The following is an 18,168-nucleotide window of genomic DNA, read 5'->3' as shown; positions in this document are numbered from 1 at the left end:
GTCAGAAAAAAAACTCAACAGTATTGAATAAGGCCAGTTTACTACCTTGTAAATTGACTTCTATCTGGACATTTGGGACCGGATTTAGAATAATTGTTTCATAACTATTTTTACCTCGGCTAGGGTCGAATGCCCAAACATCGATCGCGTTATCTTTAATCCGGAACATGGCATCAGGGCGGCCGCGCCGGGCATTAGGATTATTTCCATAGGGTCCGTCGAATGCCGCAGCATGTTCCAGAATGGTAGTTCCATCGGTTTTAGGCTCAACCCATACCCCAGAATCTTTAAATTGGTAGCGACAGTATTGCCAGGGTTCCCCTTCCGTTCGGCTGCATTGAGCATAATAATAAGCCGCTTCGAAACCGGCATCATGCCAACGGCAGGGTTCAGTAGGGTAACCGTCTGACGTTATTGGAGCAGGCGTACCTGGCGAATTCGGTTGCCATTGCCAGATATTGGGAGGTGTACCAGGATCTCTGGCTTTTACTTCATTGGGATTGGTGCCGAACTGATCATACTGACTTCGATCATCAAAAATGATATAGCCAATTGTGCGACAAAAGCCAACACCAAAGATATTGCCTACCTGCCAGTCATAGTCAACCTGAGGGTGTTTGTCGGTTTTAATGGCGCCTAGATTTCCAACCGGACGAGTGAAAATATAGCCATTATGTAAACTACTATTTTCGCTACCAAGCCCTTCTACTTTCCCCCAGTCCAGGTAAATTAATTGAGCGGGCGGAATTCCCGGCGGGGTGTCATTTATACCTTTCGCCATTACTTCAGCAGCAAATGCTTTGTTGTAATAGCGACTGGCGTAATCAGGCTGGTCGGCATAGTGTTTAATAATGGCACCCACTCCCATGGCTTCGAGCCCTGCCAGTGGAAAAAAATAATTGCAGGTTTGTCGGGCACCATCGACACTGGAAATCTTCTGTTTAAACTGCGGATCAGTGGGCATCGTATTTCCCCCACCAGGCACCTGGTAATTCCAGGGGTCGCCATTGTAATTGGCATCGCCCCCATACGTTCCAAAATCCCGGAAAGGCAGTCCACGTGGATTTGCCTGAGGGTCCCGATATTTTTTCAGCCGTGCTGCATACCATTGATAATATTGCGGAGCATAGTTTGGCATGCCATAGAGACCTTCCTGAAACTCATTGGCCTCAAACAGCGCACAGGGTGTTTTATTACTAGCCCGAACCATGTCATCATTACTCAAACTTTGTCCTCCATATCCATCACCCGTATAGGGGCCTGGCGCACCAGGAGTTTGAAGGTCTATACTATGCATCCAGTTAATTCTCTTCTCATCCGTCAACTGCTGATTATCCATGACTGCCTGCACACCCCCTCGCCTTAACGAAACAATGCTGTCAGATGTAATATCCGTTCGCTTCCGGACAACAGCAAAAACCCGATTATCTGGCAATGACATCGTTGGAGCATCTTTCATACCCCGAGCTACCCAGATATCGGTTGGTGAAAGCCAGGCGGGTCTGGTTACCCGATAAGGAAGAATGGGCTGATAAGTGGGCAGCGGATCTGTACCCAACATGAGCTGAACAAACGCTTTTCGATTCCAGTGATAAGGGCCTATCGGCGTTGACCCGATAGTCATCATAATGGATATACTATCGCCCGGACTAAAGTCATAGGTAGTTGGCAAACTAGTTAAAGCGGGCATTCCACCTATGTAATAATAAGTCGACTCTCCCGGTCCAACGCCCAGTTGTACTGTATTGACAATTCGGGCTTTGCCAAGTGCATTCCACTCTACAGCTGGTGTAAATAGCTCAGGGTTCGCAACAATCACTTGTACGGCTACATTCGGATTGGGTGTAAAATCGCCATTTGAGGCTGTAGCATAGGTGTCGTTTGGACTTACTGGATCTGCCGTAAAATCAGTATTTAAGGCTGTGGCGTAGGTGTCGTAAGGCATAAGACATAAAAAGTGTAAAAAAAGAAATAGATACGTCTACGGCGGTGACTACACAGGGAAACTACCCCCTTTAGGTTAATTATAATGTGACTATTTCTAGTCGTCTACTAGGATAAAACAGGTATAGCAACAATCTTTCCAGAACATCAAGAATTCAATACATTATTAGCGAACGGTAATCAACAGGTTATAAAAGGTCTATTAATTGAGTTCTATGAGAGAAAACCGTCGTTTTTCTATTTCGACCGCTGGAAATTCCAATTCTTTTCTTTCTCCCCTGATTTATTCAAGAGCTACTTACTTCTACGCTAGTCCAAGTGCATCAAAAATAGGATTATTCATAGTATAATCGATTTATTCAGCAACGTATACATCCAAAATGTAGTTTTGGCGAGATGTTTGCTGTTATTCCAAGAGAGTAACATAGAGTCGTCATATCTATCAACTCGTTATTTAGTAAAAGTTATATCTACTCAACAAGCTTTATCTTTTTTAGTATGAGAATAGCACTCTACATCGCGTTTTTTAGCTGCACAACAAGACTTATCCTGGCTCAAACGAATTACGTAACCAGTTCCCCTAATGCAAATTCGCCAGGTACCTATAATACCATTGTTGGGCCGTCTGCTGGGAATGGTACGTTGACCGGCTATTTCAATTCGTTCTACGGTTTTCAAACGGGATTATCGAACACGGAAGGCTATGAGAATACATTCATCGGTAATGCAGCGGGTAAGTATAATACCGTAGGTACTGATAACACATATTTGGGTCATCATACGGGCATGTCCAGTATTACAGGTAATTACAACACGTTTATGGGCTCTATGTCGGGCCAGGCAACTACCACCGGGAATCGCAATACGTTTATAGGCTATGAATCTGGCCTGTCAACGACTACAGCCAGCTTTAATGCATTCTTCGGGAATGGAGCTGGCCGATTAAATACGATTGGTTACAATAACGTCTTTTTAGGAAACAATTCGGGCTATTCGAACAATACGGGTTATTACAACACATTTATCGGGAGCGATGCGGGCTACTCGAACTCGGCGGGTTCAAGTAATGCTTATATGGGGTATCGGGCTGGTTATAATACGACAACTGGTTCAGGAAATACCTTTGTAGGCAATGTAGCAGGCCAGGCGAATACCACTGGCGCGAATAACACGTTCATCGGCGGAAATGCGGGTATCTTAAATGCGACTGGCAATCAAAATGCATTTGTCGGCTATGCATCAGGCTCCAATGCAACCGCAGGTTCTCAAAATGCATTTTTAGGCTATAACGCTGGCTTTAACACGACTACAGGCTCTGGCAATACGTTTATTGGCAGCGCAGCTGGTTATGCCAATACAACAGGAGCGGGAAGTACTTTTTTGGGAAGTAATGCCGGGTATGCCAATACAACAGGGTCAAATAATACACTAATTGGCGTTAATACCGGACAGGCGAATACCACGGGGAGCTTTAACGCCTTTGCGGGTTCCTATGCCGGACAGGCGAATACTACGGGCTCCCAAAATGCATTCATCGGTACCAACGCTGGTTATAATAACACAGCAGGTTCGACAAATACCTTTATTGGTAGCTCGGCTGGTTATGAGAATACAACAGGTTCCAGCAATGCGTTTATGGGTGGCAATACGGGCTCCTTCAACACCACTGGTTCGGGAAATACGTTCTTAGGTATCTCTACTGGCCTCCGCAATACGACGGGCTCGAACAATGTATCAATTGGCTTTCGGGCTGCCAGTAAAAGCCAGACTGCCAATAAAAATGTCATCATTGGCGACAGTGCGGGCTTTAATAATACCGTCGATGGCAACGTAATGCTCGGTTCTAAAGCGGGATTTAACAGCCTGACTGGGCAAAAAAGTACTTTTTTAGGTTTTCAGGCAGGTTATAATGCCCTTGCAGATTCGAATACGTTTATCGGTTATCAGTCGGGTTTCGCCACGACTACAGGCAAAGGAAATACTTTTCTGGGCGTAAGTGCAGGCCGGGGGAATTCAACCGGTAGTCATAACACCATTATTGGGAACGGAGCCGGACCAGCGAATCTGGATGGAAATGACAATGTTTATTTAGGCTATAATTCGGGGCAGTTCGACAGGGGTTCGCAAAATATACTGCTGGGTACAGGAACGGATGTATTGGCTCAGAACTTAACCCGTGCTACAGCCATTGGGGCAGGCGCCCGAGTAGGGGTCAGTAATGCCGTAGTGTTGGGCGACAACGCGAATGTAGGCATTGGCACATCCTCGCCAATGGCTCGACTGGAGGTTGTTGGTGAAACGCCAGATGCTAGCGGTTTTCGGCTAACTCAGTTGACAGCCAGTAGCCCTACGGCCCATTCTACCGATCAGTTTCTGACGGTAAACGAGCAGGGTGATGTTGTTAAAGCCCGCTATCTACTACGCATCAATAATACGGATGAGTGGAGTGACAAAGTTTTCGTATCGACCTATAAACTAAAATCACTGGAATCGGTGGCTACTTATATTAGCCAGCATGGTCATTTACCAGGCATACCATCGGCAGAGCAGGTTGTTCGGGAAGGAGTTGACCTGGCAAAGATGAACGCCACATTGTTGGAGAAAGTAGAAGAACTGACCTTGTATTTGCTTGACATGAAAAAAGCAGATCAGCAAAAGGGCAAACAGATAAACCAACAAAACCTACGTATTCGGCGGTTAGAAGCCCAAGTTCGAGCCTCAAAGAAAAATAGATAATAGCGGAATCCTCCTTTATGTAGCAATAGCTAACGCAACGTTTGGCGCATTACCTGCGTATCGACGTATAAGGGGCGTGGTGAATGCCTTGGAGAATGCTTTTAACTACCAACCTATGAAAGCAGCCCCGCCGGTCATGGCGGGGCTGCTGCATTTAACGATAATACCCCTCCCCTTCTCGCTAGTAGAATCAGCCAAAGACGTTTAGGTGCTTTTGAAAGAGAGCTTCATATTTCATCGCAGCCGCCTTCTGATTCGCGTCCTTGCAGGCTTCTACAATCGTTTGGAGTATATACAAGTCAGCATTGGGGCTACGAGTCTGACTACTTCGGGCATAAATAAGGTTCTGATCAGCACGGGTAGCCATTGTATCGGCAATTGTCAGGGCTTTCTGCGTATCATTTACAGCAAACAGGAACCGTACGTAGTTGGATGAAATCTGATCGTATGGAATACTCTTATCCGGCATAACTTTCAGCGAATAGTCGAGCACTTGACGGGCTTTGTCGGTCTTCCCTTCCCGGATTAACTGATCCGCCAACCGGAAAAAGGCTATTCTTGCCGAAATAACAGGTGGACCTTTATAGGTTTCGTCGTAGTAAACATCTGGGTTGTCGAACTCCCTCCAGAACGTCTTCTTCATCATATTGGTATACATTACCTCCGAGTTGACATAACCATCTGTAGCTCCCGGCACGGCCACCGGCATCAGACGGTAGGTATAACCTTCCAACTGCATATAATTCTTTAGATTCAGGTAATGATCATTGGCCAGCGTACTCGAAAAATAGATAGGTCGCTGCCAGTTGTTGGTAGCAATCATGTCGAGCATAACCAGGTCGGGTTTAAAGAGATCTTTTTTGCCAAGAGTCCACTGCAATGTATCCTTCAGGAGTGGCCGTAGCGAGGCCGGAACAAATTTTGCCTGATCAACCGCTTGCTTATCAATAGGCAGAAACAGAATTGACGATGGCAGAATATTCGTCATCTCACCCGTAGTCAGTGGCACCTGAATGGCTGGGTTATTGGTCTTAATCAGGTTGATGTATTGCTTCAGGTCGATACCGTTTTTTACACCAGCTACTTCATAAAAAGGAACAATATCATTTTTACCTTTATTAAACTGATCAAATTCCAGCGACATCGGCACGGCATCGGACTCATAGGTTTTGCGCTTCATCTGCTGAATATACCACTCCGTACCCAACAGGCTCAGGTTACAGACACGCACGTCGCGCCGAAAACTTTCTACTTCCTGCACATACCAGAGCGGAAATGTATCGTTGTCGCCCTCGGTAAACAGGATAGCATTAGGGGCACACGAGTTGAGCATATTTTTAGCAAAATCGACCGAATGAAAGCGGTGATCGCGGTTATGATTATCCCAGCTTTTAACGCACATCATGACCGGTATAAGCAGGCACATGCCAATAACAAATTCGTTTCGGAACGTAACCGATTTAAATCGGATAAAGAAAGCGCGTAGCACCTCAACAATGGGCAACACGCCTAACCCAAGCCAAATGGCAAAGAAGTAGTACGATCCAACATAGATATAATCGCGTTCGCGCGGCTCGGAGGGTGGTGAGTTGAGGAAAACCTGAAGACCAATCCCCGTAATTAGAAACAGGAAGCCGATAATCAGGAAGTCGTGACGGCGACGAACGTACTGAAATAGCAGGCCGAAGAGCCCTAGTAAAAACGGCAGCATGTAGAAATTGTCGTGAGCCTTATTAGCTTTCAACAGGTCAGGTACGTTCTGATCCGACGACCAGGGCAGTAAATAACCAGCTCCCTCTTCGTCGCTTTCCCGCCCGGTGAAGTTCCACATCAGGTAGCGCCACCACATATGGTTTAACTGGTAGGTAAACAGAAATCGGAGGTTATCACCCATGGTCGGTTTCTGACCTTCTGCCAGGCCAAGCATCTGCCGGTAGAGTTGTAGGTGATTGAACTGACTGCTGTACAAACGCGGAAATAGCATTTCATCGCCAGGTGCATAGATATACTCGGGCTGATAGTCGAAGATGACGTACTTGTCCCCTTGTTTTTTCCACATCGGCGCTCCTTTTTTCTGATCAATCGGCCGGGCTGTAAATACCGGGCCGAAGAGTAGGGAGCGGCTTCCATACTGTTCCCGATTCTGGTAAGACTTGAAGTTCAGTACATCGCTGGGCGCGTTTTCGTTGATGGGTGGATTAAAGCTGGCCCGCACTAATACCTGCATATAAGACGCATAGCCAATCAACAGGAACGCCAGGCCAAGTAGGGATGTGTTCAGAACAACTCGTTTTTGGCGGGCAGACCAGATAATACCATAGCCAACAGCTCCCAGAAAAACCAGCGTAAAGAAAATCACCCCCGAGTTGAAAGGAAGGCCAAACGTATTAACGAACAGACGCTCAACGAAGAAGGCCATACCCGGCAAACCTGGGATCGACGCGTTAATGATGCCGAGCACGACGAAACCAATACCCAGTGCGCTAGTGCCGCCCCAGAACGTTGGTTGAGGATACTTTTTAAAGTAATAGATAAGGGCCAGCGCCGGTATAATAACCAGATTCAGTAAGTGAACACCGATCGATAAGCCAATGAGATAGGCGATCAGAACAAGCCAACGGTTAGCTGCCGCATCATCCTGAATACGCTCCCACTTGAAGGTTGCCCATAGAACAATCGCCGTAAAAAATGATGACATACCGTATACCTCCGCTTCAACGGCCGAAAACCAGAAAGTATCCGAGAATGTATAGGCCAGCGCACCAACGGCCCCCGTCCCAATGATCAACAACGTATCAGTAAGTGTATATTCCTCTTCGGACTGGCCAGCGTCTCGGTTACTCAACAGCTTTCGGGTAAGCATCGTAATGGTCCAGAACAGGAACAGGATTGTGAACGCACTGGCCAAAACAGATCCCATGTTGACCCAATAGGCTACGCGGGTAAGATCTCCCAGCGACAGCATCGAGAAGATTCTACCCAATAAGAGAAACAAAGGTGCGCCGGGCGGGTGAGGAATCTGGAGTTTGAAGGACGAAGCAATAAACTCACCACAGTCCCAGAAGCTGGCCGTTCGTTCTACGGTCATGGCGTAGGTGGTGAAGGCAATTGCAAAAATGAGCCAGCCAGTCAAATTGTTCAGGCGTTTAAACGAGAGCATAGACGTAGAGATTTTAGCGATATGTATTTGTGTAAGAAGTCGCCAAAACTACAGTCGGAGTTTGCTTTCTTAGATTACCTACATCGTTAAGAATTGTTAATAAGTTCTTGATTTATACTTATTTAACATTTGCATCGGGCAATATCATGCTGCTGTTAGATCAAACTATACTTTTCTTCATTCAGGCACGCTATTTGGCTTCTATAAGTTGCCGTTTACTAAAAAGATTTACGTTCAAATAACGTAATAATAACGCAATGGCTATATGTACCATAATATGTATGTATACTAGTGGATATTTATATAAGTTGACTTTCCTTCCTCTGCATGAAACATCTCTCCACCATTATCTTACTAACTAGTATTATTTATTCTCCCATCCATGCCCAGACAAGTAATCATCAAGCTTATATAGAAGTGGGTGGGCTGGTTTCATCAGCAGACCGGACGCCATTCTGGCTGAGGGCAAATCAATTTGGGGTAGTGCCTTATTCATCACCAGTCGGTACGTTGCGGGTGGGCGTGGCAGGCTCTGTTTCCCTCACCGACACTATGCGTAAATCAGCAGCTCGTGCCTGGGTGCTTAGTTATGCCGCTGAAGCTGTTGGGAATGCGGGAAAAGAGAATCAACTGCTCGCTCCCGAATATTACGTAAAGCTGTCCCATCGACAAATTCAGTTCATAATTGGCCGCCGAAAAGAGGTCATTGGTCTGGTTGACACCACGCTCTCTTCGGGGTCTTACTCCTGGTCGGGGAATGCGCTGCCGATTCCTAAAGTTCAGTTTGGAACAAAAGGATTTGCGCCATTGGGGCGCAGGCAATGGCTGGCTATCAACGCTTTTATAGCCCACGGTTGGTTTGCCAATACCGACTATATGCAGCATTCGTTTCTGCACCAGAAATCGGTTATATTCAGAGTCGGCAAACCCTCCTCTCCTGTGCGCTTATATGCCGGCATTAACCATAATGTCCAGTGGGGTGGCCATTCCGATTACTTAGATTATCATTATGCCGTTAATGGCCAGCTTCCTGGTGAGCTACGTGATTTCCCAAATGTTTTCCTGGCTATTCGGACAGATGGCTTGAATAATCCCCGTATTACGTCTTTTGATTATGTCAATCTATACGGCAATCATGTTGGCAGCATTGATTTTGGCGCCGAGTTAAGACTAGCGTCGGTCAATTTGATGTTCTATCACCAGCATAGCTATGATGATGCCTCAGGTATGTTTTTCAAGAACGTGCCGGATGGGCTAAGTGGTCTTCGAATTCGACCGTTACGATCTGGTTCATCTGGCTTCCACGTCGACGATTTTCTGGTCGAATTCCTAACTACACTGAGCCAGAGTGGCGCAATATTTGCCCCTTGGAATGGCCTGTCAGGCAATGATAATTATTTTAACAATGAGCAATATAAGGAGGGATGGGCTTATAAAAATCATATTCTAGGAACCCCTTTTATTACATTAAGGCAGGATAGCAAGCCGGAATACCAGACCGCAACGAGCTTAACTGTAAACAATAATCGTCTTCAGATGGCTCATATTGGCTTACGGGCTACGGTAGCACACCGGATGACTTTAATGGCGAAACTATCATACAGCCAAAATCTGGGAACTTATGCTGAACCTTTCGCAGGTTCGCCAAAACAATTGTCTTCGATAGTACAGATTGGTATGCCACTGTCCTGGCTGGGTGGTTTATCGCTAACAGCATCTGTTGCCGCTGATATTGGTGAATTATATACTAATACTGTTGGTGGATATGTAGGGTTACGGAAGACAGTTTGGCGGAGGTAAGCGTTCATGAAACGCTTGGTCTCCCCTCTTTCGGCCAGAAATCAGGCCGATTATAGCCTCATTTCCACCGTCTTTAAAGCCAAGTCCGCCTTCTATATAGTCTCCCCTTTGGGTACTGCCTTGCTGTAGTAGCTTTAGTTCATCAAACTGAAGGCAAACTAAAAACCGTCAAAAGTTCACCCCAAAATCCCTACATCCATGAAAGTACTACACTGCAAAGACGTTGGTTTCGATTGCCCAGGTATCATCCAGGCCGGAAGTGAAGCCGAAGTGCTACAATTAGCCGCGCAACATGCGCAAGAAGCCCATCAGGTAACGGTTACGCCAGAAATGGCCGAACAAATCAAGCCCCTAATTCATGAGGCTTAGCCCGTTGACCAAAATCATGAACGCCAAACGAATTCTACTTACCCTACTTGGAATCTTGTGGATGGGCGCAATAGCTCACGCACAAGTATCGACAGCAAGTGCCGCTAAAAAGATGAAATTCCTGATTCATATTACGTGCGCTCCAGACAATGCAACGAAGGCTGCTTTAGGTTTTCTGGTAGCTAAAACAGCCTTAGACGAAGGCCATACCGTCGCGCTGTTTCTGGCGGGCGATGCCGTTACGTTACTGAAAGACGTGGAGTTAGATAAGGTTGTCGGCTTGGGTACGGGCAAACTCCGTGACCATTATGAAGCCATCGTGAAAGCGGGTGGGCGGTTCTATTTGTCGGGCATGTCATCGAAAGCACGGGGTCTAACCGATGCCGATATAAGCGGAAAACCGGCTGAATTTGCGATGCCTACGGTGCTGGTTCGGCTAGCTGCCGACAGTGACCGGATGTTTACGTATTAGGAATACCTAAGTAATTATTAACCGCAGCGTCACAGAGAACATAAAACACTTGTTCCCTCTGTGACGCTGCGGTTAAATAATCAGGCTGCTTTTAGTACGTCATTCATTAAGGAAATGACATAGTTGATTTCCGATTGAGTCTGATCCAGCAATTCACGTACTATATTCGAATCAAACCGATCCAGATGCTCCAGCTTATATGCCAATTTAGCCAGGCTGGGCATACCGGCGCTCAATGCAGTTCCATTCAACTTGTGTCCTGCCGATTTTAACCCATCCAGATTCCGGTTTGCTGCCAATTGTAAAAGTACAGACAACGAACTAGTTAGTTCCCCTTCAGCAGCTTCCATTAGCTTCTCCAGAAAATCCAAATCCTGCCCTGCTATCATTTTTAACACCTGAGCGTCAAAATGAGCATCGGGCTCATCCGAATTAGCAATCGTTTGCGTCTCAACGGATTGTGTCTCCAGCCATTTTTGAAAGAGGGAAACCATTGATTTTTCAACAATCGGTTTCGTAATAAAATCATCCATACCCGCTGCCAAACACTTTTCCCGTTCACCCTTAACGGTACCGGCCGTTAAAGCAATGATCGGAATATGACGTCCCTGTTCTAATTCCCGAATGCGTTGTGTAGCCTCATACCCATTCATGACAGGCATTTGAATATCCATCAAAATCAGATCAGGCTGGTGCTGGACGTACATATCGACTGCTTCCTGCCCATTAACGGCTTCTATGACCTGGGCATTCGGTACTAGCTTGGTCACGAAGGTTTTAGCCAGTAATTGGTTTACTTTATTATCCTCAACCAACAATACTTTGACCGCACTGGTACCAACCAGAGTCGAATCCTCAACCTCTATAGTCAAGGGCTTGTCATTTTGCTGATCTAGTCGGGATAAAGCCCGGAACAAATCATTCATTTTAACCGGCTTCACTAAGCGCTGGTTAATGTCTAACAATTCACTCGCTTTGATAAGTCGTTCATCATCCGATGAGCTATGCAGGAGGATAATAGCCTGTTTGTCGGTAGACGACGAGAAATTAGCCCGAATTTTCTCAATGGTTTCCAGGCCGTCCATATACGGCATATGGTAATCCATCAGAATCACATCGTACTGTTTATTTTTGGCTAGTAGCTGAAGGGCCTCAAATCCGTTACTGGCTTCTTCGACGATAATCTGTTTTAACAAAAACATTTGCCGTAAGATCATACGGTTGTTTTCATTATCATCTACAATCAGCACATTCTTCACCAAATCGACATTCTGCCAGTTAATTGGATCACCAGTTTCGGTTTTAAGTCGAACATCGAACGAAAAGCAACTACCTTCTCCCAGTTTGCTAACCAACTCAAGGCGGCTTCCCATCAAGCCTAATAGCTTGTTAGAGATAGTCAATCCAAGTCCAGTTCCGCCGTATTTTTTCGTGGTCGAGGCATCTTCCTGAGAGAACGCGTCAAAGATGCGATCCTGCATTTCGGGTTTAATGCCAATACCCGTATCCCGTACCTCAAAGCGGAAAGTGACATACTCTTGCGCCGGATCGGTTAATGGTGTGATTTTTAATTCAATCTCGCCTTTCTCGGTAAATTTGACAGCGTTACCCAGCAGATTGACCAGTATCTGCTTTAAGCGTACAGAGTCGATATAAATAAAGCGAGGTAAATTGGTAGGCAAATTCAGCAACATTTCAAGGCCCTTGTTCTGAGCCTGATAGGTGATTATATCGGCGGCCTGGCTACTGATTTCGTAGACGTCTACTTTCTCAATAGCCATCTCCAGTTTACCCGCTTCAATTTTAGAAAAGTCCAGAATATCGTTAATGATGCTTAATAACGCATTCGCCGATTGGTCGACTATAGACAGATACTGGTGTTGGGTTTCATTAAGTGATGTTTTCAGAACCAGATCGGTAAAGCCAATTACCCCATTTAACGGAGTCCTGATTTCATGACTCATGTTGGCCAGAAATTCAGATTTTGCCACGCTGGCTTGTTCTGCCAGTTGTTTGGCTTTTTTCAACTCCTCTCGTTGGAGACAGGATTCGGTAATATCCTGGGTAAACATCATGATGCCTCCAATAGACCCATCAAACTGGTACCAGGGCCTCATCTCCCACCGAATATATTGAGCATGCTCCCAGCCGTCTGGTCGTCGGATATATTCATCATTTTTTACCACCTCTCCGTTAAGGCCTCGCTCAATAACGGCCTTCCACTCATCAGATATAGTTGGGAATACGTCATAATGCGATAAGCCAACGACACTATTCTCCAGATGGTAATCTTCCATCCAGCGGTTACTGGTAGCCAGGTAAGTCATTTCCCGATCGAACATAGCTACAGCCGCCGGAGCATGTTCAACAAAGGCCGCCAGTCTTGATTTTTCGTTGACTAATTCCTGCTCTGCTTTTTTCTTTTCGTCAATATCCTGAAACGTGCCATATAGGCGTTTGCACCCTTCTCCGCCAAATTCGGGCCTTCCTACTACGCGCACCCATACTTCCCGATCTGCCGCTGTAATGATCTGAAGTTCTACATCAAATGCAGTCCCTTCACTAATGGATCGGTCAACAGCCTCGACAATACGGTCGTAGTTTTTCCCTCTAAAAAAGGTTTCGCCCGTATCAAGCATAGGTGTAAACTCATCGGGTACCTCATGAATCGCTTTGGTAACTGATGACCAGTACATAGTTCCCTCGGTAAAATCCGCTTCCCAGGTGCCAATTCGAGCTACCTCATTGGTTTGCTCCAGCATTTGCTTCGTCCACTTCAAATCGACTTCCAGCTGGTGCCGCCTGGTAATGTCGATGGCATTCCCGATGATGTAAGAATCGCCATTTAGTTCATGCTCCAGAACGTTCGCAAATAACCAGATGTGCAGGGAGCCATTTTTATGCAGTGTATGCATAATACCATTAGCCCGACCATTTTTACGAATGGCCTCCAGGTAAGCCTCAAATCCCGCATGTTGTTCTTGAGGGACAACATTTTGCAAACGGTGACCAATCAACTCTTCGGGTTGGTAACCTAACGCCTGAGCCCCAGCAGCATTGACCGACAGAAGTGTACCGTCCAGGTCATGCACGCACATGAGTCCCTGAGAATTTTCAAAAAATGAGCGGAATCGATTCTCCGACTGATACAGCTTAAACTCTTTCTGTTTTTCGTCGGTGACATCTCTGGCAACGGCAAACAGGTAACCCGTTGCTGGTTCAGGTGTAGCTACCCATTGGAGATAGCGGTAGGTGCCATTTTGGCACTGGAAGCGATGGGTAAAATTGATGGCGGTATTGCCCGTCGCCAACTTCCTGATCTCTTGCTCAGTAGCCAGTCGATCGTCGGGGTGAACCAGCTCGAAAAAAGATGTGGTCAATAAATAATCTTCATCCCAGCCTAATACCTGATGAAAAGCGGGGTTTATTTTTTTGAGGTACCCATCGGTACCAGCCACAAAAATCAGATCGTTAGATAGCGTAAAGAGATTTTCAAAATAGGCAAGCTCCTGTTTCTGGCGGTTTTCAACAATAAGGTCCGTTGCCATGTCGCCCAGTATTTTTAACGCCTGCAACTGCGTTTCGGTAAGTTTTCTGGGAGCCCGGTCCAATACACAAAGTGTTCCTAAGGCGTGTCCATCGGGGTCGGTCAGCGGATAGCCAGCATAAAACCGTACATTAGGATCTGATGTTACGAATGGGTTCTCTTTAAAGCGCGTATCCAATGTGGCATCTTCCACCTCAAGAATAGAGCTCCCTAAAATAGCGTATCGACAAAAGGCGACCTCCCGGTCGGTTTCGGAATCGTCGATTCCCACCCGAGATTTAAACCACTGCCGCTTTTCATCGATCAGTGATACCAGCGAAATAGGTGCCTGACAGATTAATGATGCCAGTTCGGTAAGACGATCGAATGCTTTATCGGGCAGGGTATCCATAATTTGATACCGATGTAAAGCTTCTAGTCGCTTACTTTCATTTGGGATAAAGGACATAAATTTTACTAGCTAAGCCAATAGAGAATTAAGTTACTAGATCAGCATCGAACTATTGCCGATATTTATTTATTGGTAACTAATGGATACCATAAATGAAATAACCTAAACTAAAATATAAATTTTCTAGGTAAACTAGTATTAGCAGAAATAAGTGCCAGCAAACCAGTTAGAAGCTGGTTTACCAGAATAACCTACCTTTTAGTAAATATTTTGTGTCTATTCTGGCAATCTGTATCTAATGAATAAACCGTACCCATCTAACTTGTTCTGTTCATTATGAATACGCGCAATTATCATTCAGTCATCTTAAACTATATCCTGTGTACACTGGCTGCCCTGGTTATGGCAACGACCTGGGCCATTGTAACTATGTAATCGGTTTGCCACTCTGACTAGATGAGGTGGCCAAACCAATGTTCCGTAAGAGCAATAGTCAATGGGCTACTAAAGTATATGTTTAGCAAAAATGACTGACTGGGCGTGGGGCAATAGAAATCTACTGTTGCCCCAATCGAACTGATTAGTCAGCAAGTATGGGATTACCGTTTGCCTTAGGGAAGAGGAATGGATAGAATTGGAAATGCTGGCTCTACTAAAGCCAGCATTTTTTTTGCTGTTTTGCCGGAGTAGCAATTTAACGTCAGTTTAATTCTACGTCATACCCAGAACTAGGGATTGCTATTCTTTCATCTTGCAGCCGTCCCACTGCTTATTTTCAACTCGTTCCTGGTGAAACCTATGCCAAAACACTGACAACGACCGCAGCTGAGCCTACGCAAGCGATTACAGAGCCAACCGAGTTGCTAGCTAAGGCCAATGCGACCATTACACAGGTTGAAATCTACGTTCGGAATGACAGGAAACTGGCAACAAATAAGAAATTGACTGAGCGAATGAGTCGGGTAAAAAATCTGTTGGCCTCTGCTCCTGGAACGCTGGCACCTGAGGCCGTCCATGCTCCCGGAAAATGAATATTGTGGAACGGTTGGTGCTCAAGAAAATCAACAGACAGATAAACCATCAACTGGCTCCTAATCATACAGAAAAAACAACGATTAGGCCGGTAATTCTGATCGGAGGTATTATCCTGTTGATTGGCGGATTGATACTTCTAATTGCAGGTACAGGCACAGCCGCTTTTATTGGCCTGATTATAGCGCTGATAGGTGGTCTTGGAACAATCCTTGGCCTATTTGGCCAGTAGAACGCTTAGGCGTGTCGATTTCTCGTCGTTGTTGAATGCTATAGCGAGTCATCTCCTCTCCCTTCTACCCAAAGTGTAGCATTCATTTTACCAAATCATCTCTTACCGAACTACGTACCTGATACACCCCAGGTTAAAAGCCGTACTGACTGTCGAAGCTCTTCATATAGCTAGCTTCGACAGTCAGTACGGCTTTTAATTACTTATCAACGAGCGATTTAGACATTTGTCCAGTGCATTCGCCGAGGAGGGCTCCAACTTTGTATCGTCAATCACAACCAAAAAGACGATATGAACTTATTCGTTTTACCCAGTCTCCTCCTTGCCGCAGGTCTCCTGATTATAGTACAATTCTACCGTCCTGGTATTGGGATCAATGGCTTCTGCAAAGCCAGTTCACTGCTGGTCATTCGGTATACTTCGCTCGTTTATAATCAATAGTCAATCATGGAAACAATCGTTTTTGCTACTGACCGACGTATCGGTAAATTACTTATTCTTGGAGCTGTTCTGGTATTCATTCCGTACACCATCCTAACCTTAATTTTTGATTATCCACTCATTCTTCGGGAGGATACGGGTACTATATTAACCCGGTTTCAGGCAGGTGGCTCAACACTTATTGCTGTGTGGTGGGCATTTGCGGTCACGGGCTTACCTTTGCTGGAAGCCTACGTACTGATTGGTCAGCGACTGGAGAACAAGCTGCCTTTCATTCGATGGGCCACTATTTTGGGTGTTGCTTCAGGGCTGGTACAAATTATTGGTTTGTTACGCTGGACATTCGTCGTGCCCGTGCTTGCCAACAACTATGTTCATTCAACTGATCCGGCTATTCGAGCAGCCAGTATTGTTGCATTCCAGACGATTCACCAATATGGTGGGGTAGTACTAGGCGAGCACTTGGGTCAATTACTGACAATTGCCTGGACAATCCTGATTGCATCGGCATTTAATCAGTTGAGTCTATTCCCAAAATGGCTAAGCTGGTTTGGTTATTTCGCTTCGACAATTTACCTACTGGCACAGGGCGATTTGTTTGCAACCGTTATTCCTGGTTTTCCGGTCTGGGATCTGGCGGGTCTTATTGGTAGCACCCTCTGGTTAATCTGGTTGGTTGTTGCAGGTTTTCAATTTCTTAAGCTCGGCAGGCAGGAAGTGAGAATGGTGCTTGTATAAAGCGTGTAAAAAAGGTCGTCTGGATACACAGGCGACCTTTTTTATTGATTACAACGCTTTTACCGTTTCCAGGGTCATGACAAAAACGCCTTACCTCATGACTAAATTCTCCTTATTTTTCGCCTTGTTGATCGTCTTATCGGGTTGTCAAAAAGAGACGATTACTCCTGATGATGGAACATTACCGGGTCGTTTTCGAGTGGAAGCTGACCCCTTGCGCTGTTCGCTCCCTACTACGCAATGGTTAACCATTCAGCTGACCGGCGATGGAACATATCACTTTAACTATGACCGATTTGGCTCGGGAACCTATCAACTAACCGGGATTCTAGCGGTAAAAAGCAGTACAACGAAATACGATCTAACATTAGATGATCAATTGATTGGTCAATATGTGTTTGAAGATCTACGTACCCTCAACGGCACTCAGAAAAGATGGATGCTGATGGTTAATCATAGAGCCGATCAGGCTGATGGACTGGAGTTTATGGGTGTGAAAGAATAACCTTTCGCACGGTTGCTTCCTCTGCTTTGTACATTCGATACCAGCCAACGTTGCATGTCAGCTACATAATACTACTTACTATGGTCTGAATCGGCTACTTTTGTCGCTTGCCAACCTGACGTATCATGTCTATCAAAGCATTTCTTTTCGACCTCGATGGGGTCATTGTCGACACGGCGATTTACCATTATCAAGCCTGGAAACGACTTGCCAACGAACTCGGCTTCGACATTTCAGAAGAATTTAACGAAGGTCTCAAAGGTGTTAGCCGCATGGAATCGCTGGATCTGATTCTAGCTCACGGAGGGCTAACCTTATCGGAGGAGAAAAAGACTGAACTCGCTACTCAGAAAAACCAGTGGTATCTCGAACTCGTCAGCCGGATGACCTCCGATGATATTCTGCCGGGCGTGGCTACCTTCTTTTCGCAGGTCCGCAAGGCGGGTCTGCAAACGGCGCTTGGTTCGGTGAGTAAGAATGCGCCGATGATTCTGGAGCGAATTGGCATGACCAATGCCTTCGATGCCATTATTGACGGAACTAAAATCAGTAAGGGGAAACCTGACCCGGAAGTATTCACCAAAGGAGCCGCCGAACTGGGCGTCAGTCCCGTAGAGTGCGTTGTGTTTGAAGATGCCGTAGCGGGTGTAGAAGCAGGCAAGCGAGGGGGTATGTTTGTAGTGGGGCTGGGCTCGCCTGATGTGCTTACCCAGGCCGATCTGGTTTCTCCTTCGCTGGATATACTAACGGTAGATGAAGTATTGGCAAAGGCGTCGGTGTAAGTTTTTGTGGAGTCAGGTG

At 45.8% G+C, this 18,168-nt stretch carries 13 protein-coding genes; 10 read left to right on the top strand and 3 right to left on the bottom strand.

Annotated features, from left to right (window positions below):
* Position 1: 1 nt before the first annotated feature.
* Complete coding sequence (locus GO755_RS22485) at positions 2–1,945, bottom strand: hypothetical protein (protein WP_157587531.1); 1,944 nt, start codon at positions 1,943–1,945, stop codon at positions 2–4.
* 497 nt (positions 1,946–2,442) lie between these two features.
* On the opposite strand from GO755_RS22485, the gene GO755_RS22480 reads away from it, so the two are divergent.
* On the top strand, positions 2,443–4,680 hold the full coding sequence (locus tag GO755_RS22480) for a beta strand repeat-containing protein (protein WP_227687048.1): 2,238 nt from the start codon (positions 2,443–2,445) through the stop codon (positions 4,678–4,680).
* Positions 4,681–4,870: 190 nt separating this feature from the next.
* On the opposite strand, the gene GO755_RS22475 is transcribed toward GO755_RS22480, so the two are convergent.
* Complete coding sequence (locus tag GO755_RS22475; protein WP_157587530.1) at positions 4,871–7,840, bottom strand: glycosyltransferase family 117 protein; 2,970 nt, start codon at positions 7,838–7,840, stop codon at positions 4,871–4,873.
* Positions 7,841–8,167: 327 nt separating this feature from the next.
* On the opposite strand from GO755_RS22475, the gene GO755_RS22470 reads away from it, so the two are divergent.
* The 3 genes from GO755_RS22470 (at position 8,168) to GO755_RS22460 (ending at position 10,481) form a co-directional block, all read left to right on the top strand.
* Positions 8,168–9,640 (top strand): capsule assembly Wzi family protein, encoded by a 1,473-nt coding sequence (locus GO755_RS22470; RefSeq protein ID WP_157587529.1) that lies wholly within the window; start codon positions 8,168–8,170, stop codon positions 9,638–9,640.
* A 198-nt stretch (positions 9,641–9,838) separates the two neighbouring features.
* Positions 9,839–10,009 carry a DUF1059 domain-containing protein gene (locus GO755_RS22465; protein WP_157587528.1) on the top strand — a complete coding sequence of 57 codons (171 nt, stop codon included), beginning with the start codon at positions 9,839–9,841 and terminating at the stop codon, positions 10,007–10,009.
* A gap of 16 nt (positions 10,010–10,025) precedes the next feature.
* A complete protein-coding gene (locus GO755_RS22460; protein WP_157587527.1) occupies positions 10,026–10,481 on the top strand; it encodes a DsrE family protein in 456 nt (151 codons plus the stop codon).
* Positions 10,482–10,561: 80 nt separating this feature from the next.
* On the opposite strand, the gene GO755_RS22455 is transcribed toward GO755_RS22460, so the two are convergent.
* Complete coding sequence (locus GO755_RS22455) at positions 10,562–14,419, bottom strand: PAS domain S-box protein (RefSeq protein WP_227687047.1); 3,858 nt, start codon at positions 14,417–14,419, stop codon at positions 10,562–10,564.
* An 860-nt stretch (positions 14,420–15,279) separates the two neighbouring features.
* Between GO755_RS22455 and GO755_RS22450 the strand changes: the two genes are divergently transcribed.
* From GO755_RS22450 to pgmB, 6 genes are all read left to right on the top strand, one after another.
* Positions 15,280–15,450, top strand: a complete 171-nt coding sequence (locus tag GO755_RS22450; protein ID WP_157587525.1) for a hypothetical protein — start codon at positions 15,280–15,282, stop codon at positions 15,448–15,450.
* Positions 15,447–15,683, top strand: coding sequence for a hypothetical protein (locus tag GO755_RS22445; RefSeq protein ID WP_157587524.1), 237 nt, complete (start codon positions 15,447–15,449; stop codon positions 15,681–15,683). The genes GO755_RS22450 and GO755_RS22445 overlap by 4 nt, the downstream gene beginning before the upstream one ends.
* 291 nt (positions 15,684–15,974) lie before the next feature.
* A complete protein-coding gene (locus GO755_RS22440) occupies positions 15,975–16,124 on the top strand; it encodes a hypothetical protein (RefSeq protein WP_157587523.1) in 150 nt (49 codons plus the stop codon).
* A gap of 6 nt (positions 16,125–16,130) precedes the next feature.
* The gene (locus tag GO755_RS22435; protein ID WP_157587522.1) at positions 16,131–16,862 is read left to right on the top strand and encodes a DUF4386 domain-containing protein; all 732 of its coding nucleotides are present in this window, start codon (positions 16,131–16,133) and stop codon (positions 16,860–16,862) included.
* Positions 16,863–16,959: 97 nt separating this feature from the next.
* Positions 16,960–17,367, top strand: coding sequence for a hypothetical protein (locus GO755_RS22430; protein ID WP_157587521.1), 408 nt, complete (start codon positions 16,960–16,962; stop codon positions 17,365–17,367).
* A gap of 125 nt (positions 17,368–17,492) precedes the next feature.
* Positions 17,493–18,149 (top strand): beta-phosphoglucomutase, encoded by a 657-nt coding sequence (gene pgmB / locus GO755_RS22425; protein ID WP_157587520.1) that lies wholly within the window; start codon positions 17,493–17,495, stop codon positions 18,147–18,149.
* Positions 18,150–18,168: the final 19 nt, after the last annotated feature.

The sequence above is a fragment of the Spirosoma arboris genome, assembly GCF_009754945.1.
Taxonomy (GTDB): domain Bacteria; phylum Bacteroidota; class Bacteroidia; order Cytophagales; family Spirosomataceae; genus Spirosoma; species Spirosoma arboris.
Note: the sequence above shows the minus strand (reverse complement) of the source record. Positions and strands in the feature narration are given on the sequence as shown.

Coding starts and splice junctions, on each gene's coding strand:
- GO755_RS22460 (WP_157587527.1), top strand. CDS start 10,026: ATGAACGCCAAACGAATTCTACTTACCCTACTTGGAATCTTGTGGATG.
- GO755_RS22475 (WP_157587530.1), bottom strand. CDS start 7,840: ATGCTCTCGTTTAAACGCCTGAACAATTTGACTGGCTGGCTCATTTTT.
- GO755_RS22455 (WP_227687047.1), bottom strand. CDS start 14,419: ATGGATACCCTGCCCGATAAAGCATTCGATCGTCTTACCGAACTGGCA.
- GO755_RS22480 (WP_227687048.1), top strand. CDS start 2,443: ATGAGAATAGCACTCTACATCGCGTTTTTTAGCTGCACAACAAGACTT.
- GO755_RS22485 (WP_157587531.1), bottom strand. CDS start 1,945: ATGCCTTACGACACCTACGCCACAGCCTTAAATACTGATTTTACGGCA.
- GO755_RS22445 (WP_157587524.1), top strand. CDS start 15,447: ATGAATATTGTGGAACGGTTGGTGCTCAAGAAAATCAACAGACAGATA.
- pgmB (WP_157587520.1), top strand. CDS start 17,493: ATGTCTATCAAAGCATTTCTTTTCGACCTCGATGGGGTCATTGTCGAC.
- GO755_RS22430 (WP_157587521.1), top strand. CDS start 16,960: ATGACTAAATTCTCCTTATTTTTCGCCTTGTTGATCGTCTTATCGGGT.
- GO755_RS22440 (WP_157587523.1), top strand. CDS start 15,975: ATGAACTTATTCGTTTTACCCAGTCTCCTCCTTGCCGCAGGTCTCCTG.
- GO755_RS22465 (WP_157587528.1), top strand. CDS start 9,839: ATGAAAGTACTACACTGCAAAGACGTTGGTTTCGATTGCCCAGGTATC.
- GO755_RS22435 (WP_157587522.1), top strand. CDS start 16,131: ATGGAAACAATCGTTTTTGCTACTGACCGACGTATCGGTAAATTACTT.
- GO755_RS22470 (WP_157587529.1), top strand. CDS start 8,168: ATGAAACATCTCTCCACCATTATCTTACTAACTAGTATTATTTATTCT.